The organism is Pseudoalteromonas sp. S8-8 (assembly GCF_000497875.1).
GTDB lineage: Bacteria > Pseudomonadota > Gammaproteobacteria > Enterobacterales > Alteromonadaceae > Pseudoalteromonas > Pseudoalteromonas arctica.
Map to the genome: position 1 here is coordinate 1 of NZ_AUTR01000006.1, position 25,400 is coordinate 25,400.

Below are 25,400 nucleotides of genomic sequence, written 5' to 3' on the forward strand. Positions count from 1 at the left end.
AGATAAAAAAGCAGGTGGTGAGTTATACCTACATCTGCGCCGACACGGTAAGAAATATCACAAGCGCAGTCATGGTAAAACAAACCGAGGGCAAATAAAAAATCGCGTTAGCATTGAAGAACGTCCACAAATAGTTGATAAGAAAGGTCGTATCGGAGATTGGGAAATAGATACCGTCATAGGTAAAGGTCATCGAGGCGCCCTTGTTACCATTGTAGAGCGGGTCACCCAATTCACTGTATCAACTCAGGTGGCAGGCAAAACAGCACAAGCCGTCACTGCGGCGACGATAGAACTATTAAGGCCATATAGGTCAGCGCTTCATAGCATCACGGCTGACAATGGAAAAGAGTTCGCTTATCACGATCAAATCACAGAGGCTTTAAGTGTTCCTGTTTATTTTGCTCACCCTTATCACTCATGGGAGCGCGGATTGAATGAAAACACGAATGGATTACTACGCCAGTATTGGCCGAAGAGCACAGATTTTACGGCGGTTACACCAGCGCAAGTAATACCTGTACTTGAGCAACTTAATAATCGTCCGCGGAAGACACTTGGATTTGAAACGCCTGCAAAATTGATGCAGGATCACTTGGCGGCTAAAGCCGCCTAAACGTTATGCACTTCAGATTTGAATCCGCGTAACTATTTATCTGACATTTTATTTTTTACGTACAAAGTAAGCGCTGCCGTGCTTGCCATACCTACAGCCTTGAGAATAGTCTTTGCAACTGGCGCTACCGATTCTTCTAAACACCATTTACATAAAGGTCGTGGTAGAATTCCTGATTTTGCATAATTATCGCAACCTGGCTTTAAACATACCTGTAAAAATTCCCGACACTCCTTGTTATCGCACACGCATATATCTCTATTAAAAATTAGACCTACCACATCAACAGGCTTCATCTCCGTACTACAAAAGGAACATTTACCTTTTACCTTCGCTGATTTTACAAACTCATTATATTCATCAAACCAGTCTTGTTTATCATCCATATCTAAAATGCCAAGTAACTACAGTAAAATTAACTATAACTCATAAACGTAAATAGGCTAAACGAATATTGAAATAATGGATCTGAATAAGTTGACTCGTTATTAATCTCTAAATTGAATTAATTGTTAAAACTAGATGCGGCACATTCCACTAAATATTCGATACCAAAATAAATGTACCAAAACTTGCTTCTCATACATTCGAGCCATAGAATAACTGTGTATTCAAACAGTGGTACTCGGTATGCAACCAATTTCAATTAAGAAATCCAATAGCTTATTTTCCCTCTCCGAATTTAAAGCTGCAGCAGGCTTTCCAAATCCTGCAGAAGATTGTTTATCCAAACCAATTAGCTTGGATACATTACTCATGGCGCGGCCAAATAGTTCTTTTTTATTCAAAGTTGCTGGGGATAGCATGATCCCTGACATTCAAGACGGCGCAATTATTGTCGTTGATAAATCCTTAAAAGCCACTACCGGTCGAATAGTGCTTGCAACACTTGATAACGAGTTTGTTGTTAAGCGTTTAAAGTTAGAGCCTGAAAACAGCAGGGCACTATTTTTAAGCTCTAACTGTAGTGGTCAATAAAATTTGGCCACAGTTTTAGAGTCTTTGTATCTAATCTCAGATTCATTTGGCGCTAAACCAGCATTATAATGATGCGGTCTAACATTGTTGTAATATCCGTTGATATAATCACTCACACTATATTTAGCGTCTATAAAATTCCCATATCCAACCTTTGGCATCCATTCTGTTTTAAAGCTTCTAAAAAATCGCTCCATTGGCGCATTATCCCAACAATTTCCGCGTCGACTCATGCTTTGTGTGATTTTATAGCGCCATAAACGTTGGCGGTACTTCAAGCTCGTATAATGGCTTCCTTGGTCTGAGTGAAACATCAACCCACTTGGTCTGCCTCTGCTTTCGTAAGCTAACTCAAGCGCTTTTAGCGTTAAGTTAGAATCTGGCGACAATGACATTGCCCAACCCACAACTTTACGCGCAAATAAATCAATAACGACCGCTAAATAAGCCCAGCGATTGCCTGTCCAAATATATGTAACATCACCGCACCACACGGTATCTGGCTCAACAACATCGAACTGCCTATCAAGCAGGTTTGGGATTTCAAGGTGTTCATTACCGCCGCGTTTATATGAATGTTGAGGTACTTGGCAGCTTTCTAGCTTTAATTTAATCATTAACTTAGCAGCACGATAACGGCTTAATTCAAAATCGTTATTCGTTGCGATTGCCGCGATTGTCCTCGCACCTGCTGAGCCCCCACTCATTGTATGTATGGCTTTAACTTCAGCCTCTAACCTTACTTGCTCTGGTGTCGGTGTCGTATCCCGTATAGCCCAGTATTTATAGCTGCTACGATGCACATTAAATACACTACATAGCACACTAATAGGGTAACGCTCTCGTTGATTTAATTTCTCAATTAACGAGAATTGTTCAGGGAGTCGGACATCAAGAGAGCGGTAGCCTTTTTTAATATATCCTTTTCTAATTCAATGCGTTGGATTTGCTTTTTAAGTTCACGGATTTCAATTTGTTCGGGTGTCATTGGTGAAGCCAATGGTGACTGGCCATTACGTTCTTGCTTTAATTGAGCAACCCATTTACTTACGGTTGATTTACCAACACCCATCGCTTTGGCTGCTTCTTCTTGTGTATAACCTTGGTCAACTACAAGTTGAGCCGTTTCTAATTTGATTGAAGCGGAGTACGTTGCACGATTTAATTTTGTCATTTTTTTCACCCAAATTTGTATGCAAATAGCATAACATTTCTTTCTTAATGGGTGACCAAAATTACTCTACCACTACAAACAAAGAGTACGAGTCAATCGTGGTCGAATTTGATGATGAGAATAATTGGGATGAAAATGTTATATGGGGCGTTGTAACCAGCGCTATCAATATTTTCTGATGTGGGTCCTTTGTGATATTAACGCTGCATACGTTTCATTTATTCAGTTATTTAACCCTCAATACGACATTAATTCCACTCCGCTTGGGGTGTTAAGTTCAAATCAAGGCAATATCATAGCGCGAAATCAACCGATGAAAGCTTTAGGCATAAAGATGGGTGAGCCACACTTCAAAATAAAAGAAGTAATTCAAACCAGTAATGGCCATGTGTGGGGCAGTAATTTCACTTTATTTGGTGATATGAGCAACCGGTTTCATACAGAACTAGAAGAACTAATGTTTGACTGCCACCGCTACTCAATTGATGAAAGCTTTGGTCGTATTGATTCAACCATGGCTCCAAACCCTAAATCATACGCATTACATATTAAAAATACGTTGGCTAAGAACTTGGGCATTGGTGTCGGTGTCGCTCATACGAAAACACTTGCCAAGTTAGCTTCTCATGCTGCGAAACTTAATGAATGGAAAGCTAAAACAAATGGGGTTGCTGTGCTCGATACACCCCTTAAAGTTGATTGGGTACTGCAAAGAGTTAAGACCAGAGATGTTTGGGGGGTAGGTTCTAAAACAGCCGAAAAGCTCTCTTCACTGGGAATAACGTCGGGATTAGAATTAAAGAATTTTAATGTAGTAGAAGCAAAACGAAAATTCGGTGTTGTTTTATCTCGAACTATACAAGAACTCAATGGTGTGAATGCAGTGGAGCTTAAGGACCTAAACGAAGGTCGCGATAGTATTTGTGTTTCTAAAAGCATGGGTAAGCTTGTTTCTGATTTAAATGAGCTTAAAAGCGCACTTTCTTCACATGTTTCAACTGGAGCCGGGAAGTTAAGACGGTTTGAATTATTCACCAACAGCATAACAATATTTGTTTCAACGGATGTTTATAGGTCTTCTCAACCACAGCTGAGTAAGAGCATGCAAGTTAACTTGCCGTTCCATTGTGCTGACTGTGATGTGTTGATCAAATACGCAATGTTTGGCTTAAGTCAAATATATCAGGAAGGTTATTTATTCAAAAAAGTTGGTGTGATCTTCAACCAGTTATTGTCAAAGAATGACCACCAGCAACTCAATCTGTTTGTTGATTCAGGCATTTCAAACGTCAATAAAAAGACTACCGTAAGTGATGAAATAAACAGTAAATTTGGCAACAATGTTATCAGATTTGGCGTGCAGGGCTTTAAGCAGGAGTGGAAGCCAAAAGATGGTTTAGCGCCAAAGAGCTACACAACAAACTTAAAAGAATTACCGGTTGCACTTGCTAAGTGATAGTACGTGGCCAATTAACAGGAGAAAACCGATGCTACTCAATTTCATTAGTAAGTTATTCAATAAACCAGCAGCTAATGCTGTAGAAGTTGAAAACAAAATTAACTATCAAGAAGCAACTCAATCTATGGCAGAACCTACACCTATCAATGAAAAGTTATATGAGCATTTTTCAAAGCTTTCAATGTACCAAGGTCAACAAGCTTCAAACTTATACCATGGTGGAGCGCATAAACCAGGATTGCCAGTTAAGGGTACATTGTGGCTTAGTAACAATCACGCTGAGGCAAATAGATACGCGAACTTTGGGTGTAACAATATACCTAACCTTGAGCCTATTGTTTTTAAAACTCAACCAAGAAGAGCCTTAAAGCTATTAAGTTTTCCGGGGAATCATGTAGACATCTTTATGGAAATTTATGGTGGAACATGGTCTCACTCAGAGTTACATAAAGACATTGTTCAAATCTATAATGCAGGGAAAATAGATTTTGATGGTTTTTATAGGCCTCGTACAAATGAATATTTTGTAATAAATGTAGAAGATAATTTGGACTTTATTGAGGAGCAATGCATAAAAGATTAAAATATCGTTTTTGGTTTTGGCGCTTATTTTGTCTTCGCAGGCTGCGCCAGAACCATTCTATCTAATTCTAAAAATCCATCCAATGCCATCAGTAGGGACTAATCTAGGTCGCATTTAATTTGTCCCTTCCGTGTCTATAGAAGTGGAAAAACTGCCAGGCGTATATTGCTTAGCTGAAAAATTGCAACCAGAATAGGGGCATGAGTAGCGTTCTCTCTCTCCACCAACACCGTTTGGATTATGTTCTGTTAGCAAAAAATCTTCTCGACAGCCGGGGCATGTAATCTTCTCTTCGCTGGTTTCCATAAATAATACTCTGTTAATAAATTTGGATGTAATAGTACCAAATAATTCAATGGGTACATAAATAAGTGCTTCTTATAAATAATAAGTTTTACTACAGCTTATTAGCTAGTCTATTTGGATAAACAAAGTCAGAACAATCAATGCATTTTATTTTACGTGCATCAGGATGTTGCGGGTTGATAATAAAATTATATTCTTGCGGGCATAGGCTTGATGGTACTTGAAGCACTGCAGAGTCTCCATTCATTAAAAAGTCACTTCCAAGTGACTGAGTATCTGCAGCATAAGGGTACGCGTTCCAACCGGTAGGAAGCTCACCCTCCACTAACCTTAGTACCTTTAACGTATCTGGTATTTGAATAAGAACGACACTCAAGTTTTCTTTTAGTATTTCTTGTGAATCATTAACTAAGCGTTCAAGCATACCAAGCGACCGCGTTGAGGCGGTATAAACGATAGGGGCACCTGCATAATGCCACCGGCCTTCTGCGACCATGCCGCCTAATCCAGAAAGGCAGTTGCTGACATTGTTATATTGTTTGGGGCCGATACGGTACACAATCATTAAGCAGTGAATCCATACTGTAGCCCGTTAATAACTCTGCGTATCAATTCGCGGCCACGGATGCTGTTCATCATTGAACGCGGTGGTTGGTTATCAAATTGGACGTTCGGCGTGTCTAGCCACGTATTCCAGTTGTCGATATTACCGAAATATGCCGCACCAAAGCTTGATAGCCTTGCGACTTCAAGCGCATTCTCACTGATCTGTTTATTTAAGGGTTTTTCTTTGTTGCGTAATAAAGTGCGTTCAGTCGTTCCCAATGCTTTGGCTATAACACCCATTTCCCAATGCATTAACGTAGAAAATGCACGTAAACCGGCTGTTGTGATCCCGATTTGTGCTGTGGCTATTTCAGCCATTGGGTTTGAGTGCGTATTTAATTTGCCAAGCGTCACGACATTGAGAAAGTCTGGCCGTGTGCTCTTTTGTTGTAGTTCGCTCATTATAAATTTACCACTTAAGACATTTGTCTTTAATTGTAGTGACAAGTGTCTGCTTTGGCAATGTGAAAATTTATATATGCCTAGGTGATAGATAAGAATATTACTTTAAACCACTATTCCAATATCACCAACAAACACAACGCCTGTGGTTTTTGGTGTTTATTTAATATACTATGTTGGAATTGGGTGTAAACTAGGTGTTATATGCCATTTGAGAAAGGTCATAAGCCTGTGCGTAGACGGCCTGTTTCTGACGCGGTAAAGCGGCTTGAAGCAAGCAGAAAAGGCGCAGGGAAAATAGAAAGCAAAGCGCAGCTAAAGCACATACTTGCTAATGCTAATCGTGGTGAAACCGCAGAGAGAAACGTAGCTTTAATTTGGTTCTTGTTCGGCTCATTAACGCGCATTGGTGAAACTTGCCAGTTGCTAGTTAAAGATGTTTTTACTAAATCAGGCGAGCTGAAATCTATTTTTAGAATGAGAGCTGATTACACCAAAACCAATCAAAGCCGTGACTGTGCTTTAGTTTTAAAGCAACAAAGGCAAGCCATTTTAGCTTGGCGTGACAGACGCATTAAAGATAAAGGCATGCTGTCCCTTGACGGTAGTTATGGCGGGTTAAATGGTGACAGCCCTCTATTTTTAGCTAAGAGCGGTAAGCGCTGGGTTAAGTTGTCGTTTAACGTCAAAAAGTATCAAACTCAAGACGGGCAAAAAGAAACGCTAGTTTGCTCAAGCATGGAGAACTACGTTAGAAACCTGTTTAAGAGTTGCGGCTTTAAACAAGGCTCAAGCCACTCAGGGCGTAAAAGTACCGCCAGCCTACTATCTGATGCTGGTGTCGATTATGACGTTATACAAATGGCTATAGGCCATGTTAGTGATGATATGACTGATACATACATCATCCCTGATCCACAGCGATTAACTGATGCACTGAATAACTTGTATAAGTCAGTGCCGCCACTAGGAATAAAAGAATAAATGATCTTAGAAGGACATTAGCCAGTTGAAAAAATTTAAGTTTATAAACAATCAATCAAAAAAAGAGTTTCTAGCGTTGCCCGATAAAATTCAAAAGCGCTTTGCAAATGATTTAAACGCTATTTGTCAAAACAAAGAGCCATTTAGCAAGTTTAAGCACTTAAAGGAAAGTGTTGGTATTGGTGCGGTTGAGCTGATAGAGAACGGCAGACCAGCATATCGAACGATTTACGTTGCAAAGTTTGCTGACACTGTTTTTATTTTGCACTCATTTACCAAAACCACTAACGGGGTAGACAAACAGGCAATGGACACAGCGAAAAAGCGCTACAAACTCATGCAAAAAGAATTGAACAAATAAATTATATCAGTGCTTGTATATATATCAACGCTGATATATAGTGATGATAAGTTAAGCAATAAGGTTGTTAAGATGAATCTTGAATACTCAAATATCTTTGATGCAATAACCGAAGATAAAGCAGAAGCCTCTGAATTACAGACGCGCTCAGATCTGATGATTGTTATTCGTGACATTATCAATGCTAAAAATTGGTCACAGGCCGATGCAGCTGCTCAATTAGGGCTAACGCAACCTCGCGTGAGCGATTTAGTTAATGGGAGAATTGAAAAGTTCAGCATTGATAAGCTAATGACTTGCTTGTATCGCATAGGTTTTCGTTTTAAACCGTCCTTTTCAGGTGACCAGTTAACAATGGCTGTTGAAGCCGTTAAAACACATTAGTTGGAATGTACTTGACCTAAAGCTTGTAAGTTTAAGCCAAAACCAAAAGTGGATTGGGAGAAAAGAGAGCGAGTTTTGGTAAAGGAAGTTCGAATTATCATGAATTGCTTGAATGATCCTATTTCGCGTTTACAACTAGATAAAAATTTGGGGGCTACGGTTGGCTCCTTCGTTATCAGCATAAACTTCCAGAAACAATGACTGAATATTATAGTTTTAAGTAATCCATAAGCCTAGCTAAAAGTGAAAACAGAAATTATTAAGAGGTTACTTCGCAATAACTAACTCTAGCGATGCGAATGAGATAGCGGTAATCGTATAAATAAAGACTTTAAACAGCTAAGTAAAATTACTATCGACAACTCCCTCAAAATAAGTCAGCATAATTAAAAAATTCATCAATAGATTTGTTAATGCAATTAAACCAGTAAGGGAGTACTCATGGCAATACTACAAACACAATTTGAGAAGTTCAATGAGACAATAAAGATGGGAACGTATGATGAAAATTCAACTCTCAGAGAGAAGCGGGACCTTCTGATAAGTGAGCTCAGAAATTCACTAAAAGACGAGAAAATTCCTAATACAGATAAGGCATTGACTTTTAGCAAAATTGACCTTGGCTCATATGCAATGAACACAGGTGTTAAGCCTATCAGTGGTCACTACGACATAGACGTTGGGATTATTTTTGACATAACAAACGGTGAGTATGATTCAAACAAACTCAAGAAATTGGTGTTTGATAAGCTTAATAAACACCATAATCGAACCGTTGAGTTCAACAAACCATGTATTACAGTTAATTATGCTAGTGGTTACCATGTTGATTTGGCCATCTACTCTAAAAACAACGAAAATTATCATATTGCATGGGGGAAAGAGTACTCAGTAGAAAACCGAAAATGGTGGATTGCAGATCCCAAAGGATTAAAACAATGGATTAGTGATATTGCTACCGAAGCTGAGCATAAAAAACAGTTTCGCAGGATTGCACGTTTCTTGAAAAAATGGAAAGCCAAGGCTTTTAGTGACAACGGTAATAATGCACCACCTTCCATTGGTTTGACCATTCAGGCCCGAAAAGCTTTTAGATACCAAACAGATAGTGATCTAGATGCTCTTATTATTGTAGTTAAAGACATTAAAGGTAGCTTTAACCAAGCCTGGGATCAAGAAAGTGGCACTTTGAAATGGTGTATTGATATAAGCCTGCCAGTAGAGCCATACAAAAATGTCTATTACAAAATGACATTAGGCCAGCAAGACGCATTTTATACAAAAGTTGTGAATTTACTTGAAGCCTTGGAAGCAGCTAAAGATGAAGAGTCTGAAGTTGAAAGTAGTAAAATTCTTAGAAAAGTTTTTAGTACTGATTTTCCTTTAGTAGAAGATAGCAAACAGTCTAATACGCCACCCTATGTAACAACTGGAAATAATGCATGACTCACTCTGAGTTACAGGGCCTGATTTCAGTACTTCAGTTGCCATGTATTAAGCTGTCTCGCGAAGAAGAAGAAAGGAAGTTTAATTTTCACTTAATTGGTAAGAAATTATTATGGGATATTTCTATATATTTTCCAGATCGATTTCCATACAGTTTACCTAAAGCGGTATTACGTAACACTGATTTGATTGGGGTGCTACCACATGTTAACCAATCCGGTGTTATTTGCTTAGAAGAAAGTGACAGCTTATTTACAGACTACTCTAGACCAAATGAAGTGCTAGCTCTTTATATTGAAGATATTGTAAAGCTTCTAGATCGTATCAGCTTAAAAATATATCAAGATGAATTGTTAGATGAGCTGGAAGGTTATTTTGCTCCAGTAAAAAAAGTATATAGTTTTTATCATCCAAGTAAATCCACAGAAACTTTATATATGAGGGTGAGTCAACCTGAAAAAATAAAAGGCCGAAAGTATTCTAGCCCTATTATGATTTCACATAAAAATGAATCATTACCTCTTCGATTTAGTAATATAGAATCATTAGATAAGTGCCGTAGAGAAAAAATAATGCATCTGCCATTGGATGGTGCAAAGCTCCCACCCGCTTCAGGGAAAGATTTTAATGTTAAGTATTTTATTTCTCTTCTCGAATTGGTAAGTAAAAAAAATTGGCAAAGAGCGCTCAGGTTAGCAAAGAAATACCGCCCATATAATACTTTTTATATCTTTTTAACTATGCCCAGAACAAGTGGTGAAAGAACTCAGTTTTTACTGAAGTTTACTTCCAGTCATCACTGTGAACATCCGCTGCTAAGTACATCAATAGATTGGGAACTAGAGCTATACTCGATATTAAGAAATTCAAAAGAGTATCTAATAGAACGAGGTGGTGGAGATCAATCCTTTAGCGAAAAGAAAGTGGCAATTATTGGTTGTGGTTCTGTTGGGAGCCAAATATCCAATATGTTAGGAAAAGCTGGTGTAGGTGAATTAACGTTAATTGACTTCGATAGTTTAAGCCCCGATAACATTTATAGACATCATTTAGGTGGTGGAGAGCTTAACTATAAACCAGATGAAAAGTCAGGTATCGTTAGTAGTTTTAGTAAGGTTTCTGCACTAAAACTTCGTATTGAACAGTCTTTGCCTTATATCAAAGTGAATTCAATACCTAAAAAATTCAATGAGGTAGTAAGTTTTAATAATGTAAAGAATTGTGATGTAGTTATTGTTGCTGTGGGCTCTCCATCAGTAAATTTGGAACTAAATAATTTATTGAAACGCCATAACTATAAATATGCTGTCTTTTGCTGGAGTGAAGCCGCAGGTATTGGTGGACATGCTATTGCAGTCGATCTTCATTGTAGTTGTTATGAATGTTTATATACAAAGGATAAGCAGCTAAATGCTCAAAGTGATTTATCGCTTCTAAAAGTTGGTCAGCCTATATCGAAAAACCTGACTGGTTGTGCGGGAGTTTTTACTCCATTCTCATTTATAGACTCAAATAGAACCGCAGAATTGGCTGCTACACTAGCTTTATATATTTTGAAAAATAATAGGGCTAGCATTGCAGAAAGTTGGAAAGGTGACAATTCAGCCGATTTAACTGTTACGGATAAATATAAAAAGATGCCTTTAAAAGAACGTATATCTCTAACAAGAAATAGCGAATGTAGGGTTTGTAATGTGTAAAGAATGGCAAATCGATGTTAAAGGATATGGATTAGTTCGTATATCTACCAATTTGCTAAAACGTATATACAAATTCAAGCAATTAGAGAGTACAAGTCCTGAATCAGGAGGCGTTTTAATTGGTAAGCATCTAAATTCGGAAGGAGCTTTATTGATAGACGATCTGACTGAGCCTCAAGAATCAGATAGACAAGGACGTTGTCAGTTTTATCGCTCTGAGGGACATAACTCTATCGTAAATAAGATATGGCTAGAAAGTAACAAGCACTCTACTTATGTTGGTCTTTGGCATACCCATCCTGAACCAATACCAGACTATTCATGCGTCGATAAATATGATTGGGAAAGCGCGTTAAGGTACTCAAAATTTGAAGGGAATCGTTTGTTTTTTGTTATTCTAGGTCAAACTCATATTAGAATTTGGATGGGCGAAAATTCAAGTTCCAAACCACAAATATTGTTAATTGGAGAGTACCAAGTTGGGTGAACGTCATATATTTAGCCGTATAAAGTGGTTTTTTGAAAGACTATTGGATTTCAAACGTAAGTCATACCCTTTATCAGCAACTGGTGCAAAGTTAGTTGGGGCTTCTATTTTCATCAGTCCACTCTCAACATTCTGTGTAAGAATAATACTTCCTCCTGAAGTTGCTTTTTTAGGGGCTGAGTGGACAAGAAATGAGATGACATGGATGACTTTCATTCTATCATTTGCTCCTATGTTAATAGGTAGTTATATGATTTTTTGGGAATTAAAAGCTTTTGCTCGAAATACTGCTAGGGTTTTAATTTCAGGCCTCCCAGGGGTAAGTATAGATTTTCCCGAGAATATTTTAAGTAAGTCAGAGCATCGCAAAGCGAGGGAAGTAGTAGTTCTGAGTGTAAACAATGATACTGAAAAACAAGTTGAACGTTATAACGCTGAAGTTTGTGTGGATTTATTCAAGAGGTTTGTACTTCACGATAAATGTGAAAAACTCTACATCGGTGGCTTAGCTCGTATCCCATTTTTAGTTGCTTATGGAGCTTTGTTGAGAAATGCTAGCAACATATTTTATTTTGACAAAATTCATAGCACAGACTCTTGGAGACTATTGAACGATGAAGACTTGGATATAAAACTTTGTGATACCAAGCTATTAGCTGAGCCAAACGAGACTGGTGATATAGGAATTGCATTAGGGTTATCTACGGAGATCCATAAAGCTCAACTACCTATTTCGCTACAAAACAGTACTAATTTTATATCGACAGAAATAAAATTAGTACGCAATTTAATTTTAAACCAAGAAAATCTCAAAAGAATATCTGGCTCCTTACTCAAATCGATAGATTTCCTTTCAGCTAAGCATAATGTAAAGAAAATCCACTTTTTCTTATCGGTGCAATCAACTCTCGCTATCGAATTGGGCCGGAGATATCAAGAAGGAACTCATAAGCCTTGGGTTATTCATAATTTTGATGGTAAAACTGGGAAATATGCTTGGTCATTAGAGCTGAGCTCTGATGGAGTTATTTTTCATGAACATAAAGCTTATTAATTGCTTAAAGTGTTTTAGAGTTCATTAATTTAAGGCATGGTGTATAGGGTTGCAATTCAAGCTTTTGCCAGTGGCGTTTAATTAAGCGCTACTCACAAAAGTAAAATGTTCAACTGGCTTTAAGGGAAAAATAATGGCTGTAATAACGAAGAAAGATGAAAAAATCGAAAATGTGGTTGGTGAGTTAAACGAAGGATATTCATTCGATGACTTCATTAATAAGTTTCAAGAGCTTTACCCGAAGGATTGGAGCAAGATTGAGCGTGAACATGCGAAACATGAACGCAAAACTAAGCCAGGGAAGACACATCCTATGCCTGAGCCAATTCAGTACCTTAAAAACGCTCTGAACGTATGGAATAAAAAGAAGAAATAGCTTAATTGGAATACGGCCTTATGGATTTAAAAATCATAATCAATTACGAAAACAAACCATTGTTGGAGCAATCGAAACTAGCAAACTCTATTATGCATTGTTACTTCGAAAATCAGAATGTGATTGCCTCAGAAGCACTCAATAGCTGTGAAGACAAGTTATTTATTGAAGAAGAGTGTATGAGCGATGAACTGGCAAAGCACTGGCTTATTGCTAGTGATTTAGCATTTGTAGCTGTGTGTGGTGGAATTACTGAGATAACAGACCGCTACACTTTAAGTTTTGTGGAATAGTTTAATTGGAATACGGGAGTAAGTTATGGCAAACGAAGAAAATAATATCAAATCAAATTCTGAAAATGACAATTTCTTTATTAGAAATACTCACCTAATGATTGCTATATTGTGGGGGCTCTGTGGCCTTGGAATATATTTTTACAATTATTAAATTCAGCTAGCTATTCACTATAAATAACGGTTGGAATAAGGAGAGCGTAATGGTGGTAGAAAGCCGAAAATATGGTTCAGTAGTCTGTGGTATTAACGGCAATGTCATAGCTCTACATGGCAAGGTTGCTATTGGTGATAAGGTCGAGTGGCTTGGTCGCAAAGAAGGTAGCTGCATAAACGATGATAAGTTTGTTGTCGGCGAGCACTATATTGTAGCAGCCATTTATCCAATCAATTTCGATCTGGAATTACAAGGTAGTGAGGACGAATGCACTATCAGAGCAGGTAAAACTGAATACAAGTTAGTGAAATTGGATTAAGGGTTTATATGGATGGTTCGTTTGCACAAATGAGTCATTGCTATGAGTTCATTGAGTCAAGACAGAGTGATGAATGCAGTTGTCCAGAAGAGGACTGGATCGTAGGAATGCTTTATACAACTATTCATATTGAGCCCGATGGTAGCGGTCACATTTTTATAGATAGTGGTAATTGGGAAGATGAAAAGTTAGTGCCTACAAAATCAATCGAAGAATTGCGAGTGGCCGCAGTCAATTGGGTTGAATCATTCCTTATTAACAACGAACTTTAACCATTGGAATAAGAAAAGAATTATCTTATCACGCTATTACCTTTGTTAAATTCTGTTGATTTATTAGAACATCGTTCAAATATCGAAAAACGTATAGAGTATAAATTAAAGTATATTGAGTCTGAGAAAAAACGTGATTTCTTGGAAAGTCGGCAATAATCCAACGTATTCTATTGTGTAATCCGAACTTTGCTTTAGGACTTGTTTGAATATTCAGTCTACCAAAATGCAATATGAGTTTTTAGTAACTCGTTTTGGTGCAGAAACGAGTTTGGATTTCCCAGCTTTCACTAGACACCGGCTTATAATCTTAAAGTACAAAACGGAAGAATACTTCCGATTTTAAGCCTATATTGCCATATTTCGGAAGTAAACTTCCGTTTCTAGGGCTTCAAAGGTAGTTATCGGAAATATGCTCTGTTTTTTGAAAGCGTTAACCTTGATAGCTATATGAGCCACTTTTCGGGGTCTTATTTGAGCGAGAAGCAGACAGTCAGATAAACTCGTTTTTGGACAAATATAAGTTTCGGGGTTTGTTAAACCTTAGAGTTTGGGATAAGTTTTTCTATGCCAAATATTCCTGCCAGCTATAAACTAATGCGCTAGCATCATATTTCACTAAAAATAATTAATGGCGCGATACATCCAAAACAAAAACATCAATAAATCCTTTTAGTTCTGGCGGTAATGTATCCTCAATAGATTCCCTTAGTTCTAGTGCGCTTGTTACATTATGCTTAATTCTATTTGCAACTTTTTCATTAGCACCAAACCAAATTACAAGGTAAATACCTTGTTGTTCGGCATCGGGATGAACTGAATAGCGCTCATAAAGTTGGGTTGTGGCAGCAGAATAAAGATCTTGATGCCATTGCCCCTTCGCTTCAATAACTAGAAGTCGCCTTATGCCGTCTATTGTTTTAGCAGCAGTGATATCAATCCTATTTTGATTTTTGGTCTGATGTTCAGAAGTGATTACAATACTTTGAGTGCTAAGAAGTAAATTGAGACGTTCGGCAATAATTTCAACTGACTCAACTTCACCCAGTCGTATATCATCCCCATTTGTATTTTTTGTATAAAAACGATTTGCTGTATTAAATTCTCCACCATCAATATCCTTTTGATAACTAATTAACTCTAAAAGAATAAGTTGCCGTAATCCTTCAACACTAACAACAGCATTGTTATCTAATAAATCAACGATTTTCGTTGAAGTCGGTGGCTCAAAGTCTCTTAGTGCTTTCTTCCTTAACTGCTCTGCTTGTATACTTTTCAGCGGTATATGAATATCAGAAAAATGAGGTTCAGCTAATAATTGATGAAGAACAGGGATCGCCTCATCTGGGCTACCATTTCCGATAGACCAAATAATATCTGTTAAGAAACGATATGCAGTCTCTCCATCAGGGCTTCCAGTCCCCCAATTACTTGGTAGTTTAACCTTTGGCCATTGTTCAAAAAATGCTTCTAAAATAGCACACACCTTATAAGATGTTAGTGCTGGCCAATATGAGTGATCACTTCGGTTCATTCGGCTTGAGCGTTCGTTAAGTAATAATATTGAATTTTTATCACCAGTAAGCCAATTCCAGTATGGCTCTGCTTGCTCTATACTTAAAAAGTAAAAAGCTCTAACAAACCAAAATTTTCGCCTTTGTTCTAATTGTTCATCATCGTTAGATTCTGATTGGCCAAACAAAAACTGACCGCAGCGCAACTCAATAATACTTTTCAAGCTTTCTCGGTCCCCATACTGTGCTGCAATTTCAAAAAGCGTATTAAGAGCAGATGACTCAAGTTGATCGTAACCTTCAAGCCATTCAATTGAGAGCTTAGCTTGTAAAGGGCTGAATACTTCATCGTATTTTAATAAGTCAACTTCAGGGTGAGCACATTTATTTTGTGCTAATTGAGGCTCAACGTATTCAAGAAGAAATTTCTCAGCAGATTCAACATCAGGAAAAAGCAAGCGATCGACTTCAGATTTAAGAGCAATAGCTTCATCTTGACTGACAGCATTGTACCCTACATTTAAATTTGTTCTGAGGGCAAGGAGAAGTGGGCGCTCGACCCCTTCTAAACTCCCACTTTCTCGCATGATTTCAATGCAAGCCGCATATAAAATAGTCTCAACTACTAGCCCCTTAGATTCACACTGCAAATCAGCAAGCTTTTGCAGAACAGGTATTATAGAAGCTATAAAGCCCAAGCAATTCTTAATCGCATTTCGAACAAGTACTTCATCACCAAATTCTAATTCAATATTTTCGGGTTTATTCAGTATGAGCTGAGAAAAACGAACTAAGCATCCCCAATGTTGACCGCCCTCGACTAACTCACGTTCTGCTTGAACATACTGAATATTTTCCACATGAACTTGTTTCTTTTTATTTTTACGACGCCTCATTAACCGGCGATGTTTAGCATTCCACTTTTGATCTTCTTCTTTAGCCTGAATCGACTCTTGTCTATTCATCAGAGCCCACCTTTTCATAAACTCTGGTTTTTGAGATGCTTGCTTACGCATATGGCTGCGTAAACTATCAAGCTCCTTTTTATTGGAAAAGCGATTGAATTGATGCTGAGCTAAAAAACTCGCCCACAACTGAGTGTTATTATTTTCAAATGCTAAATCAATTATAAACCTATGGTCAGCAAGGCTTAAACAAAGTCCCGCATGAGAATAATGACCTCCAAACTTGTGTATCCTAGCTTGAAATATCGCCTCTCGTTCCGTTAATTTTCCGAAAACATGAGAAATAATTCCTTGCCGTAATGGATCATCTGCCCGCAGAGCCTGTACCGACTTAATATCTTGAGTATTCATTTGCCTAGGAAAATTTAGGTGCTCTACCCACTGCCAAATACGCAATGGTTCAAACGGAGGTTTAGCTAACTCAAAGTAGCAGTCTAAAAGTGAACCAATTATTTTACTTAACCTTGTTCTACATTCGCATTCATACGCTTTTTTTCCACAATTGCAGGCCAAACCTTTGCTTAATAAATCTAACAAACCTTCAAGCTGTAGTACGTTCAAATGGGAAATAAAACGCTTAACAAAGTAACGGTCTCCTAGCGCACCGTCAAGGTCTTGTTTATGGCTAGGGTACAAGTTAGCGCAATTCCGAAAGAACACTTCAAGTTCATTCGGTTTAAAGGTGTCAATATCAGTTGATTCAATTACAGTTGCTGCGATATTTAAAGAGGAGCTGCTAGCTTCAGCAATTAAATCACGTAGGTCTAAGTGAGGATCGTAAGATTCCAACCCTATTAGGCACTTGTAAGCTAGCATACGTGTTTGTTTACTTTCAGTAGACGATAATAAAAGCTGACGTAACTCTATATCTAGCCACCTTGCAGCTTGGGTTCCCACCAAAAGCTCAAGCAGTAAGTCTCGCAAATCGCCATCACCTCCATCAGAGATAATTGGCTTAACCTCTTCCATTACATCTTGTGTAAATAAGCCTGCAACACTAAACCTACGCCAAGAGTCACTTCGCCTAAAGTAAGGGTCAACAGCTTCTACTTCCTTCAAACGTGACAAAAGCATGGCCTTTGACGATGTAGCTAATTGAGAAGGGTCGCCATTCGCGAGTACCGCATATGGATCAAGTTCAATTGCAGCTTCTTCAATTGATTTGCTACCCAGTGCGGCCATCCAGCCTATTAATCCCCTTAACTCATCTCGGACAGTAGAGTTTGGAGCAATGATTGGCAAACACTGTGCAATAGTCAAAGGATCTGATGGGTTAGCGATACGCTTAGTGAGATAATCTGCTGCACAATATTCAGCAACTATCTTATGTACAGGTCGATGCTGATCTGCATTATCTCCAGGCTTAAAAAGGCGAGTAGCTAGGATACCACTAAGATTCACACTACTAGAACTCAACAGCGAACCAGCCAGAGGATACATCCTGTTTTCGTGTGCTTCACTTATTCCTATCCCCTCAGCACCAGAGAGTAGTAGCTTTGCAAAAATTTCTGAAGACAAGTTAATCTTTTGATCACTAGAAAGCGAAGGGGTCGGTTTAGTGTTAGCATTTACTTCTCTTGCTAAGCTGGTTATGGCTTGAGTAAAGATTGAACGTTTGTCAGTAAAGTGTCCTTCACTCTCAATATAAGCATCTGCAAATAATTTAAGAAATTGTGGGTTTGGGAGGAGAGGTTCCAACGAAAACCTAGTAACCTCAGCTTGAAATTCTATAAAATTATCTTTTTTTGTATGGTGAGTATAAATTTCTCGTTGCTCAGACTCATCAAACTCATATAGCCGAGCAACAGTTGGCGCATGACCGATAAATTGTTCAAAAGTGTTCGTGGCAGAACTATCCCATTCACTCGAACGGCTTGAAATAATGACATGTGTAGGTCTTGCATTTGATACATTAGAAAGTAGCTTATGAATACCTGTAGTATCAACTTTAGCCAATTCATCAAAAGCATCAATGACAAGAGGAGAATATTCGCTATTAGCTCCCATATAGCTAAATATACTTGCCGTAACCTCCTTAGTCCCTAACTGATTAGCTAAGCTTTTCATAAGCTCAGTTTTTCCAGCACCTGGCTCAGCCAAAATTACAATGTAATTTGAGGCATTGAGTAATTCTGATTCGGTGAATCGTTGGTTGTCACTAAATAGTGTTCGATTAAGATAAAAAGTCGGAGACATAATAAATATGACCTTGGTATATATTTTTCTTTACGGCATTTTCTTAATGAAATTAATGTTATTTTAGGCGGTTGCCGCATTTATGAGAATATATAAGACACTAACAGAATATTTGAATAAAGTCTGTGAAATTCCTAATGTTCAGCTATGAAGTAAACATTAAATAAATTATGGAAAAAATTATCTGATGGAGGCATTTAGACTGCTGAGCTAACTCTATTTGGGGCAGAAACGAGTTTGGATTTCCCAGCTTTCACTAGACACCGGCTTATAATCTTAAAGTACAAAACGGAAGTTTACTTCCGATTTTTAGCCTATATTGCCATATTTCGGAAGTAAACTTCCGTTTCTAGGGCTTCAAAGTAGTTATCGGAAATATACTTCTGTTTTTTGATAGCGTTGTTAACCTAGATAGCTATATGAGCTACTTTTCAGGGTCTTACTTGAGCGATAACCGGTCATTGAGATTAGCTAAATATAATAGTTAATTGATTGGTCAAACTGCTCTTTACTCATATATTCATGAAAATGAGCTGCTCGCGCATATTGATCTATTTAACTTTACTCAAAAATTTTAGAAAACTTAGTGATAGTAATACCTTAGGTTATTTGTTAAAACTATATAAAGCAGAAAAATGAGCGTTAAGTCGGCAGAAATATGCGCGATAAGCGGACTATAAAATGTTAGTTTTATATTTGAGTTATTCAGAATTAAAGGTGTCAACTAGTTGAAAAATATACTTATATTTATGGTTGTTGGATTATTTCTGGTAGCTTGTGGCTTGTGGCTTTTTCATTGGTGTTACAGATAGAGCGGCTATGTTTGACGGGGTCAAATGGACTGATGTTGGTACTTTAGTTGTTACATCTCTTGGTTTTATTTTTGGTTTCTATACCTACTTTCAATGGTTAAATAACAAGCGAAAGGAGGATTCATATTTAGTCGCCAAAAGATACATCGCTGCTATAGATGAAATAGAAGAAAACTTACATGAGTTGCGATTTCATTATGATCATATATGTCCTACACCAGGATTGATGGTTGAGGATAAAGATGTATCAATCAAACGTATTGAGCATCTTAATATTGTTTGGGGCAACCTATATCAAGCACGGCGAAACCTTTATAAATCTAATAGAGAGCTATCATTCTGGAATGTTTGTCTAGCTAAAGAGGCTGTAGAAGACTACAACTATTTGAATAAGTCACTGGACAATATTAGTGTGATATCTTCAGTTTTGAACAATCAATTATTCCATTTTGTAAGCAGTAGACAAAATATGGATGGAGTGATTCGAGAGAAGCAAAGGTTTGACGAGTTACATGATTCAGTTCATAAAATCATTCAACATCGCGTTGATTGTGGCTTTAAGTCAATGTTTACCTTCGAAATATAAATGTAACGAAAAAAACGTTCAAGAGTAACTCCAAACGTGTGCTAGTTTCGCTGCGCTCACAATATGGCACACGGTTGTCACACTTTAACGTGGAGTTGAAGCTGCAGAATTACTTTTTTAAGGAAAACAGCCTGTTTTATGTGTTCCAAATGCATTACCTAATGCTCTAAAAAGGCTTAGAGTGAATTGTAGGAGCTATTTTTTAATTGAATTTGACTGTTGGAGTTATTCTACAGTCTAGTTAGGCAATAAACCAATGGAAGTTTGATGCTCAATAGTAGGTTTTTCGATAAAGATAGAAGTGTTCAAGAGCGGTGGTTTCGAATGAAATTCCACAGAAATTTTGGGCGGCAGATAAAAGCTGTTTTCTTGTGGCGACTTTACCGTAAATTGGAAAAAGAATTTAAAGCAAAAGATAAAGTTATAAACGGAGCTATAGAAATCACAGTGAAAGAATGCAAGAAGGTCAATGAGGAGCTGTTTCCTGCGACAAAGCAGTTTCTAAATATTGGCCTGTATTTCTTGCTTGCTGAGAGAGATATCCAAGCTTTAAAAGCTGATGCTTTCGCTCATCCTAATGAGACAAAAAGGAATATTGCGTTACGTGCACTGCTTTTAACCATTTATGAGTGGGATATGGGAAAAGTTACTGGACGGCGAATGCAGTTTATATACGAATCGACAGGATTGTCTGATTCTTCAAGGAGTATGGTTGTTGATGCCCTAAAAAAATTAAAGAAAGCAAGAAAAGCAATTGAAAATGAAATTTCTGAGGCAAGGCACAACACTATTGCCCATAGAGAGGCCGACGCTCTACATCAGTACGAAATTATCTCAGAGCTGAAAATCATGGATTTTTCCATAGCTTTGACTGGTTTGTACGAAGCATCAGATGTGCTGTTGAAGTCTTTGGTAAAAGCGATGCTTGAAATTGGTACGACGGAAAACCTGTTTAATCAGGTGAATTATCGAAAAAAATAGCCTAACAAGCTGCTGCCGACGAGCGGCAGAGTGCAGAGTTACTAATGTCCGCAATTGGCACTTTTACGAAGTTCGGCTGAGAGCGATTAAGGGACATTAATATTGACTAAGTATAATAACTAGTTCAGTGGTCGAATTTTTGTATGCTCATACATTCACGGAAATGAGCAGCGCGCACGTTGTTCTATTTAGCTTTGTTCAAAGAGAATAGGAAACTATTTGATAGCAATATGTTAGGTAATTTGTTAAAACTATCTCAAGTAGAAAAGTAGCGTGACACGAGCAGACATATGCGCGATCAGCTCACTAGGCTTACAGGAAAGTAAATGCGCGATATCTTTGGTCAGCACAAGCAAGACTTCAATGAAATTAGGCGCTTGTGTTTAATCTGTCATGGATTAGATTTAACAACAAGTAGTCTTTCATCAGAAAATTCTAGATTAGTCATGTCTAAAAATGTTGAAGATACTTTACATAATTTAGTGTCTAGCAATCTTCTTAGTCTAGTAATAGCAATTAGAGTAAATCTCTATCAAAATGCAATCAATCAACCGAATTTGGAATTACCAAATTCATCATGGTTATATTTCGATGATAAGTTAATAGAGAAACCTGCAACTCTTAAGCAGGTCTGCGATAAAATTATTCATGCAGATTCTTTTTCCAAAACAGTTCCACCTAGCGGACTTATTGATCCTGAGTATAAGATTGCGGTTCAATTTAAAGGCGTTGAATATAAAAAATCTTGGACATTAAATGTGGTTCTAGAGTGCTTTGTTGAAGACATACTTTCCTTGCTTGATAGTATTGAGAAAAGTATGCCTAACGAGTCAATTAACTAGGGCAAGTAACAATTGGCTAGGTTTCACTACACAATTTTAGGCAACTGGTTACTTGGCCAGTTACAAAGGCGTTAAATGTCCGCTTATGGCTGTGAGTTCAACTGGTGAATGCAACGCTATCCTTATTATTAGTTAAAGGAGCGTTCACATGAAACAGAGAAAGCGTATTTATTATAATGCAGAACAAAGAAGGTTAATTTGGGATCGATATCAGCGCGGTGATAGTGCGCATGATATAGCAAGATTATTTGATCGATACCATTCATCTATATTAGGTATTATCCATAAAACAGGTGGTGTTCGGCCGCTTGAGCCCAAACGCTCACCAACAACACTAACTCTTGCAGAGCGAGAAGACATTTCACGAGGGTTAGCAGCAGGTAAGTCTCTTCGAGAAATAGCGAGATATCTTAATCGCTCTCCTTCCACTATTTGCCGTGAAGTAAACCGCCACGGCGGGATTAAAAAATATCGAGCGAGTAAAGCTGACAAAGTTGCCTGGGAAAATGCCAAACGCCCTAAGCCTTGTAAGCTGTATGGCAACAAAGAATTATGTTTAATCATTGCTCAAAAGATGGAATCTGCATGGTCACCTCAGCAAATCTCTGGTTGGCTTAGGCGGAGATATCCCAATAATGAGGATTTGAATGTGTCGCACGAAACAATATATAAAACCCTATATATACAAACCCGCGGCGCCTTAAAAAAAGAGCTACAAAAACACTTAAGGACGCAGCGGGTAGTCAGGAAATCAAAACACGCCACTCTTAAAGGTAAAGGGTTAGGAAGGATAGTCGACGCTGTACCAATTAGTGAAAGGCCATCAAATATTGAAGACAGAGCTGTTCCAGGCCACTGGGAGGGAGACTTGATCCAAGGCTCAGGAAACAGTTTTATCGCGACTCTAGTTGAGCGACACTCTAGGTATGTAATGTTAGTGAAAGTACCTAGTAATAAAACAAAGCCAGTAATCGAAGCGTTGATTAAACAAGCTAATAAGTTGCCAGCAGAGCTTTATAAATCATTAACTTGGGACAGAGGATGTGAGCTTACTAATCATAAAGACTTTACTCTAGCTACAGATATTCAAGTATATTTCTGCGATCCACAATCACCTTGGCAGCGCGGTTCCAATGAAAATACAAATAGGCTATTAAGACAATACTTTCCAAAAGGAACTAACTTAAATGAGCATTCTCAGATAAGATTAAACCAAGTTGCCAGACAACTTAATGAGAGACCGCGGAAAACACTGGAATACGAAACACCTGCGGAGCGATTTAATCAGTGTGTTGCATCGAGTGGTTGAACTCACAGCACATAGCAGTCAACTAAACTTGGCGGTATTTTTATGAGATTGGCTTTATAGAGCTTATATTTGGTAACTTTATGCCATTATAAGCTTCAATATTATGCCAAGTTATACTTCACTTACGGCGCTGTAGACCAGTAAAAACGTATGTTATTATGCCAGCTTATGCTTCAAACAACAAAAACATTTGAGGATATATTGTTACCACCGGAAGCTCAAAATGATTAGCTTTAAAAATATTTTCACAGAGTTATTAAATGACACATAGCAAAACAAAAACTAGCTTATATAGGCGAGCTTACGTGACTTGGCTGATTAGCACTGGCGTTAACACTGTGCCAGCAATTATAGAAGCTACTGGAATGCCGAGGCGAACAGCTCAAGACACATTAGCAGCAATTCCTGAGCTCTCTATAGCGCTTGAAAACAAAGGCGGTTCGTACTCGGTTGTAGATTGGGGGATGTTGAATAAAGCTTGGTTGAAAAACAACTTACAGCACGTTAAGGACGTGCTACTATATCCCTAAGATCAAGAAATATGAGTATGACGAAAATTGGAGTGTCAGCATGGCTAAGGGTTTAATAGTTAAAAGTGAATGGCTTAATGAAATTATGGAAAATACAATCAACAACGAATTGTTACAGGCATTAGCCTTTCTTGTTCTCTGTGCTTTGGTATGGAAGTTCTTATTAAAACCTATTCTCTATTTATTAATGAAATATCTCAATAAATTAAATGATTCGATACAGCCATTAAAGTGCGCTTTGGGAAAGCACGACAAAGAATATGGAATGCCGTTTGAAGCAGCAGATACAAGAATCACTAGAGTTAAATGCAAAAACCCTGATTGTTCTTGGGAAGACCAAGAGTCAAAACCTATTTTTTAAATGTTGGATTGAATCAAATGAAACTTGATGTTACCCCTGCACAATTGAAAGCGATTAAAGAAATGGCAGACAATGTAAGTGTGTAGTGGCATAGTTAATTTGGCCACCCATTAAGAAAGAAATGTTATGCTAATAAGCATACAAATTTGGGTGAAAAAATGACGAAATTAAAACGCGCAACGTATTCTGCGGCAATCAAATTAGAAACAGCTCAGCTTGTAGTTGACCAAAGTTATACTCAAGAAGAAGCAGCCAAAGCGATGGGGGTGGGTAAATCAACCGTCAGTAAGTGGGTTACTCAATTAAAGCAAGAGCGGAGTGGCCAGACACCATCTGCTTCACCAATGACGCCCGAACAAATTGAAATCCGCGAACTTAAAAAGCAAATCCAACGCATTGAATTAGAAAAGGATATATTAAAAAAGGCTACCGCTCTCTTGATGTCCGACTCCCTGAACAATTCTCGTTAATTGAGAAACTAAATCAACGAGAGCGTTACCCAATTAGCGTGCTGTGTAACGTATTCAATGTGCATCGTAGCAGCTATAAATATTGGGCTATAAGGGATACAACGCCGACACTAGAACAAATAAGGCTAGAGGCTGAAGTTAGAGCAATACATGCAATGAGCGGCGGCTCAGCTGGGGCGCGGACAATCGCGGCAATAGCAACGAACAATGATTTTGAATTGAGTCGTTATCGTGCTGCTAAGCTAATGGTTAAATTAAAGCTTGAAAGCTGCCAAGTACCTCAACATTCATATAAACGCGGCGGTAATGAGCACCTTGAAATTCCAAATCTGCTTGATAGACAATTTGATGTTGTTGAGCCAGATACCGTGTGGTGCGGTGATGTGACGTATATTTGGGTAGGTAATCGCTGGGCTTATTTAGCCGTTATTATTGATTTATTTGCACGTAAAGTAGTTGGCTGGGCCATGTCGTTGTCGCCAGATACTAATTTAACGCTAAAAGCGCTTGAACTCGCGTATGAAAGCAGAGGAAAACCGACAGGACTGATGTTTCATTCAGACCAGGGTAGTCACTATACCAGTTTAAAATATCGTCAACGTTTATGGCGCTATAAAATCAAACAAAGTATGAGTAGGCGTGGAAACTGTTGGGATAATGCACCAATGGAGCGATTTTTTAGAAGCTTTAAAACGGAATGGATGCCAAAGGTTGGATATGGAAATTTTATAGATGCTAAATATAGCGTTAGTGATTATATCAACGGATATTACAACAACGTTAGGCCACATCATTATAATGCCGGTTTAGCCCCAAATGAATCTGAGGTTAGATGCCAAGATTCTAAAACTGTGGCCAAAATTAGTTGACCACTACA

27 protein-coding genes are annotated in these 25,400 nt (G+C 38.0%); 22 read left to right on the forward strand and 5 right to left on the reverse strand.

Annotated elements, in window-relative coordinates; genetic code table 11:
• Positions 1-616 (forward strand): IS30 family transposase (locus L659_RS0101320; protein ID WP_024589329.1); only part of this gene is annotated, 616 nt, incomplete at its 5' end.
• Between the two features lie 32 nt (positions 617-648).
• On the opposite strand, the gene L659_RS0101325 is transcribed toward L659_RS0101320, so the two are convergent.
• On the reverse strand, positions 649-1,002 hold the full coding sequence (locus tag L659_RS0101325; RefSeq protein WP_024589330.1) for a hypothetical protein: 354 nt from the start codon (positions 1,000-1,002) through the stop codon (positions 649-651).
• Positions 1,003-1,246: 244 nt separating this feature from the next.
• Here L659_RS0101325 and L659_RS1000000123325 point away from each other — a divergent pair, with 244 nt between their 5' ends.
• A complete protein-coding gene (locus L659_RS1000000123325) occupies positions 1,247-1,594 on the forward strand; it encodes a LexA family protein (protein ID WP_080671214.1) in 348 nt (115 codons plus the stop codon).
• On the opposite strand, the gene L659_RS0101335 is transcribed toward L659_RS1000000123325, so the two are convergent.
• Positions 1,588-2,768, reverse strand: a protein-coding gene (locus L659_RS0101335; protein ID WP_155945833.1) for an IS3 family transposase whose coding sequence is annotated in 2 segments (ribosomal slippage) — positions 1,588-2,510 and positions 2,510-2,768 — 1,182 coding nt in all. Because the reading frame shifts where the segments join, the coding sequence is not laid out codon by codon here. The genes L659_RS1000000123325 and L659_RS0101335 overlap by 7 nt on opposite strands.
• Positions 2,769-2,910: 142 nt before the next feature.
• Here L659_RS0101335 and L659_RS0101350 point away from each other — a divergent pair.
• Both L659_RS0101350 and L659_RS0101355 read left to right on the forward strand, forming a co-directional pair.
• A complete protein-coding gene (locus L659_RS0101350; RefSeq protein WP_080671248.1) occupies positions 2,911-4,224 on the forward strand; it encodes a Y-family DNA polymerase in 1,314 nt (437 codons plus the stop codon).
• A gap of 31 nt (positions 4,225-4,255) precedes the next feature.
• Positions 4,256-4,810: a hypothetical protein gene (locus L659_RS0101355; protein ID WP_024589335.1), complete on the forward strand. Its 555-nt coding sequence runs from the start codon at positions 4,256-4,258 to the stop codon at positions 4,808-4,810.
• Between the two features lie 397 nt (positions 4,811-5,207).
• Here L659_RS0101355 and L659_RS0101360 read toward each other — a convergent pair whose 3' ends face one another.
• Together L659_RS0101360 and L659_RS0101365 are read right to left on the reverse strand one after the other, a co-directional pair.
• Positions 5,208-5,681 carry an RES family NAD+ phosphorylase gene (locus L659_RS0101360; protein ID WP_024589336.1) on the reverse strand — a complete coding sequence of 158 codons (474 nt, stop codon included), beginning with the start codon at positions 5,679-5,681 and terminating at the stop codon, positions 5,208-5,210.
• Positions 5,681-6,124 carry an MbcA/ParS/Xre antitoxin family protein gene (locus L659_RS0101365; RefSeq protein ID WP_024608798.1) on the reverse strand — a complete coding sequence of 148 codons (444 nt, stop codon included), beginning with the start codon at positions 6,122-6,124 and terminating at the stop codon, positions 5,681-5,683. Before L659_RS0101365 ends, L659_RS0101360 begins: the two co-directional genes overlap by 1 nt.
• A gap of 204 nt (positions 6,125-6,328) precedes the next feature.
• On the opposite strand from L659_RS0101365, the gene L659_RS0101370 reads away from it, so the two are divergent.
• From L659_RS0101370 to L659_RS1000000123670, 11 genes are all read left to right on the forward strand, one after another.
• A complete protein-coding gene (locus L659_RS0101370; protein ID WP_024589338.1) occupies positions 6,329-7,108 on the forward strand; it encodes a tyrosine-type recombinase/integrase in 780 nt (259 codons plus the stop codon).
• 25 nt (positions 7,109-7,133) lie between these two features.
• Entirely contained in the window at positions 7,134-7,469 is a 336-nt protein-coding gene (locus L659_RS0101375; protein ID WP_024589339.1) for a type II toxin-antitoxin system RelE/ParE family toxin, read from the forward strand.
• Positions 7,470-7,541: 72 nt separating this feature from the next.
• Positions 7,542-7,853 carry a helix-turn-helix domain-containing protein gene (locus L659_RS0101380; RefSeq protein WP_024589340.1) on the forward strand — a complete coding sequence of 104 codons (312 nt, stop codon included), beginning with the start codon at positions 7,542-7,544 and terminating at the stop codon, positions 7,851-7,853.
• A 441-nt stretch (positions 7,854-8,294) separates the two neighbouring features.
• Complete coding sequence (locus L659_RS0101385) at positions 8,295-9,299, forward strand: nucleotidyltransferase domain-containing protein (RefSeq protein WP_024589341.1); 1,005 nt, start codon at positions 8,295-8,297, stop codon at positions 9,297-9,299.
• Positions 9,296-10,999, forward strand: coding sequence for a ThiF family adenylyltransferase (locus L659_RS0101390; RefSeq protein ID WP_024589342.1), 1,704 nt, complete (start codon positions 9,296-9,298; stop codon positions 10,997-10,999). Before L659_RS0101385 ends, L659_RS0101390 begins: the two co-directional genes overlap by 4 nt.
• A complete protein-coding gene (locus tag L659_RS0101395; RefSeq protein WP_024589343.1) occupies positions 10,992-11,486 on the forward strand; it encodes a Mov34/MPN/PAD-1 family protein in 495 nt (164 codons plus the stop codon). Before L659_RS0101390 ends, L659_RS0101395 begins: the two co-directional genes overlap by 8 nt.
• Complete coding sequence (locus L659_RS0101405) at positions 11,479-12,540, forward strand: SAVED domain-containing protein (RefSeq protein WP_024608796.1); 1,062 nt, start codon at positions 11,479-11,481, stop codon at positions 12,538-12,540. Before L659_RS0101395 ends, L659_RS0101405 begins: the two co-directional genes overlap by 8 nt.
• 133 nt (positions 12,541-12,673) lie before the next feature.
• The gene (locus L659_RS0101410; protein WP_024589346.1) at positions 12,674-12,916 is read left to right on the forward strand and encodes a hypothetical protein; all 243 of its coding nucleotides are present in this window, start codon (positions 12,674-12,676) and stop codon (positions 12,914-12,916) included.
• A 20-nt stretch (positions 12,917-12,936) separates the two neighbouring features.
• Positions 12,937-13,209: a hypothetical protein gene (locus L659_RS0101415; RefSeq protein WP_024589347.1), complete on the forward strand. Its 273-nt coding sequence runs from the start codon at positions 12,937-12,939 to the stop codon at positions 13,207-13,209.
• Positions 13,210-13,412: 203 nt separating this feature from the next.
• Positions 13,413-13,685: a hypothetical protein gene (locus L659_RS0101420; protein ID WP_024589348.1), complete on the forward strand. Its 273-nt coding sequence runs from the start codon at positions 13,413-13,415 to the stop codon at positions 13,683-13,685.
• A 107-nt stretch (positions 13,686-13,792) separates the two neighbouring features.
• Positions 13,793-13,957, forward strand: a complete 165-nt coding sequence (locus L659_RS1000000123670; RefSeq protein ID WP_155945832.1) for a hypothetical protein — start codon at positions 13,793-13,795, stop codon at positions 13,955-13,957.
• Between the two features lie 628 nt (positions 13,958-14,585).
• On the opposite strand, the gene L659_RS0101430 is transcribed toward L659_RS1000000123670, so the two are convergent.
• Positions 14,586-18,632, reverse strand: a complete 4,047-nt coding sequence (locus L659_RS0101430; protein WP_024589350.1) for a hypothetical protein — start codon at positions 18,630-18,632, stop codon at positions 14,586-14,588.
• Between the two features lie 819 nt (positions 18,633-19,451).
• Here L659_RS0101430 and L659_RS0101435 point away from each other — a divergent pair.
• The 7 genes from L659_RS0101435 to L659_RS0101470 all read left to right on the forward strand — a co-directional run bounded on the left by L659_RS0101435 (position 19,452) and on the right by L659_RS0101470 (position 25,392).
• Positions 19,452-20,030 carry a hypothetical protein gene (locus tag L659_RS0101435; RefSeq protein WP_196812458.1) on the forward strand — a complete coding sequence of 193 codons (579 nt, stop codon included), beginning with the start codon at positions 19,452-19,454 and terminating at the stop codon, positions 20,028-20,030.
• Between the two features lie 324 nt (positions 20,031-20,354).
• Entirely contained in the window at positions 20,355-21,011 is a 657-nt protein-coding gene (locus tag L659_RS0101440) for a hypothetical protein (protein WP_139016120.1), read from the forward strand.
• 326 nt (positions 21,012-21,337) lie between these two features.
• On the forward strand, positions 21,338-21,853 hold the full coding sequence (locus L659_RS0101445) for a hypothetical protein (RefSeq protein WP_024589353.1): 516 nt from the start codon (positions 21,338-21,340) through the stop codon (positions 21,851-21,853).
• 148 nt (positions 21,854-22,001) lie between these two features.
• Positions 22,002-23,162, forward strand: a complete 1,161-nt coding sequence (locus L659_RS0101450; protein ID WP_024589354.1) for an IS30 family transposase — start codon at positions 22,002-22,004, stop codon at positions 23,160-23,162.
• 260 nt (positions 23,163-23,422) lie between these two features.
• Entirely contained in the window at positions 23,423-23,692 is a 270-nt protein-coding gene (locus L659_RS0101455) for a helix-turn-helix domain-containing protein (protein ID WP_024589355.1), read from the forward strand.
• Positions 23,693-23,732: 40 nt separating this feature from the next.
• The gene (locus tag L659_RS0101460; protein ID WP_024589356.1) at positions 23,733-24,053 is read left to right on the forward strand and encodes a hypothetical protein; all 321 of its coding nucleotides are present in this window, start codon (positions 23,733-23,735) and stop codon (positions 24,051-24,053) included.
• Between the two features lie 158 nt (positions 24,054-24,211).
• Positions 24,212-25,392 (forward strand): IS3 family transposase gene (locus L659_RS0101470; protein WP_155945821.1). Its coding sequence is split into 2 segments (ribosomal slippage): positions 24,212-24,470 and positions 24,470-25,392, totalling 1,182 coding nucleotides; the frame shifts between segments, so codons are not numbered across the junction.
• The last annotated feature ends 8 nt before the right edge of the window (positions 25,393-25,400 follow it).

Excerpts from the sequence above, each read along its gene's own strand:
- L659_RS0101325 (WP_024589330.1), bottom strand. The coding sequence starts at position 1,002 with ATGGATGATAAACAAGACTGGTTTGATGAATATAATGAGTTTGTAAAA.
- L659_RS1000000123325 (WP_080671214.1), top strand. The coding sequence starts at position 1,247 with ATGCAACCAATTTCAATTAAGAAATCCAATAGCTTATTTTCCCTCTCC.
- L659_RS0101350 (WP_080671248.1), top strand. The coding sequence starts at position 2,911 with ATGGGGCGTTGTAACCAGCGCTATCAATATTTTCTGATGTGGGTCCTT.
- L659_RS0101355 (WP_024589335.1), top strand. The coding sequence starts at position 4,256 with ATGCTACTCAATTTCATTAGTAAGTTATTCAATAAACCAGCAGCTAAT.
- L659_RS0101360 (WP_024589336.1), bottom strand. The coding sequence starts at position 5,681 with ATGATTGTGTACCGTATCGGCCCCAAACAATATAACAATGTCAGCAAC.
- L659_RS0101365 (WP_024608798.1), bottom strand. The coding sequence starts at position 6,124 with ATGAGCGAACTACAACAAAAGAGCACACGGCCAGACTTTCTCAATGTC.
- L659_RS0101370 (WP_024589338.1), top strand. The coding sequence starts at position 6,329 with ATGCCATTTGAGAAAGGTCATAAGCCTGTGCGTAGACGGCCTGTTTCT.
- L659_RS0101380 (WP_024589340.1), top strand. The coding sequence starts at position 7,542 with ATGAATCTTGAATACTCAAATATCTTTGATGCAATAACCGAAGATAAA.
- L659_RS0101385 (WP_024589341.1), top strand. The coding sequence starts at position 8,295 with ATGGCAATACTACAAACACAATTTGAGAAGTTCAATGAGACAATAAAG.
- L659_RS0101390 (WP_024589342.1), top strand. The coding sequence starts at position 9,296 with ATGACTCACTCTGAGTTACAGGGCCTGATTTCAGTACTTCAGTTGCCA.
- L659_RS0101395 (WP_024589343.1), top strand. The coding sequence starts at position 10,992 with ATGTGTAAAGAATGGCAAATCGATGTTAAAGGATATGGATTAGTTCGT.
- L659_RS0101410 (WP_024589346.1), top strand. The coding sequence starts at position 12,674 with ATGGCTGTAATAACGAAGAAAGATGAAAAAATCGAAAATGTGGTTGGT.
- L659_RS0101415 (WP_024589347.1), top strand. The coding sequence starts at position 12,937 with ATGGATTTAAAAATCATAATCAATTACGAAAACAAACCATTGTTGGAG.
- L659_RS0101420 (WP_024589348.1), top strand. The coding sequence starts at position 13,413 with ATGGTGGTAGAAAGCCGAAAATATGGTTCAGTAGTCTGTGGTATTAAC.
- L659_RS1000000123670 (WP_155945832.1), top strand. The coding sequence starts at position 13,793 with ATGCTTTATACAACTATTCATATTGAGCCCGATGGTAGCGGTCACATT.
- L659_RS0101430 (WP_024589350.1), bottom strand. The coding sequence starts at position 18,632 with ATGTCTCCGACTTTTTATCTTAATCGAACACTATTTAGTGACAACCAA.
- L659_RS0101435 (WP_196812458.1), top strand. The coding sequence starts at position 19,452 with ATGTTTGACGGGGTCAAATGGACTGATGTTGGTACTTTAGTTGTTACA.
- L659_RS0101440 (WP_139016120.1), top strand. The coding sequence starts at position 20,355 with ATGAAATTCCACAGAAATTTTGGGCGGCAGATAAAAGCTGTTTTCTTG.
- L659_RS0101445 (WP_024589353.1), top strand. The coding sequence starts at position 21,338 with ATGCGCGATATCTTTGGTCAGCACAAGCAAGACTTCAATGAAATTAGG.
- L659_RS0101450 (WP_024589354.1), top strand. The coding sequence starts at position 22,002 with ATGAAACAGAGAAAGCGTATTTATTATAATGCAGAACAAAGAAGGTTA.
- L659_RS0101455 (WP_024589355.1), top strand. The coding sequence starts at position 23,423 with ATGACACATAGCAAAACAAAAACTAGCTTATATAGGCGAGCTTACGTG.
- L659_RS0101460 (WP_024589356.1), top strand. The coding sequence starts at position 23,733 with ATGGCTAAGGGTTTAATAGTTAAAAGTGAATGGCTTAATGAAATTATG.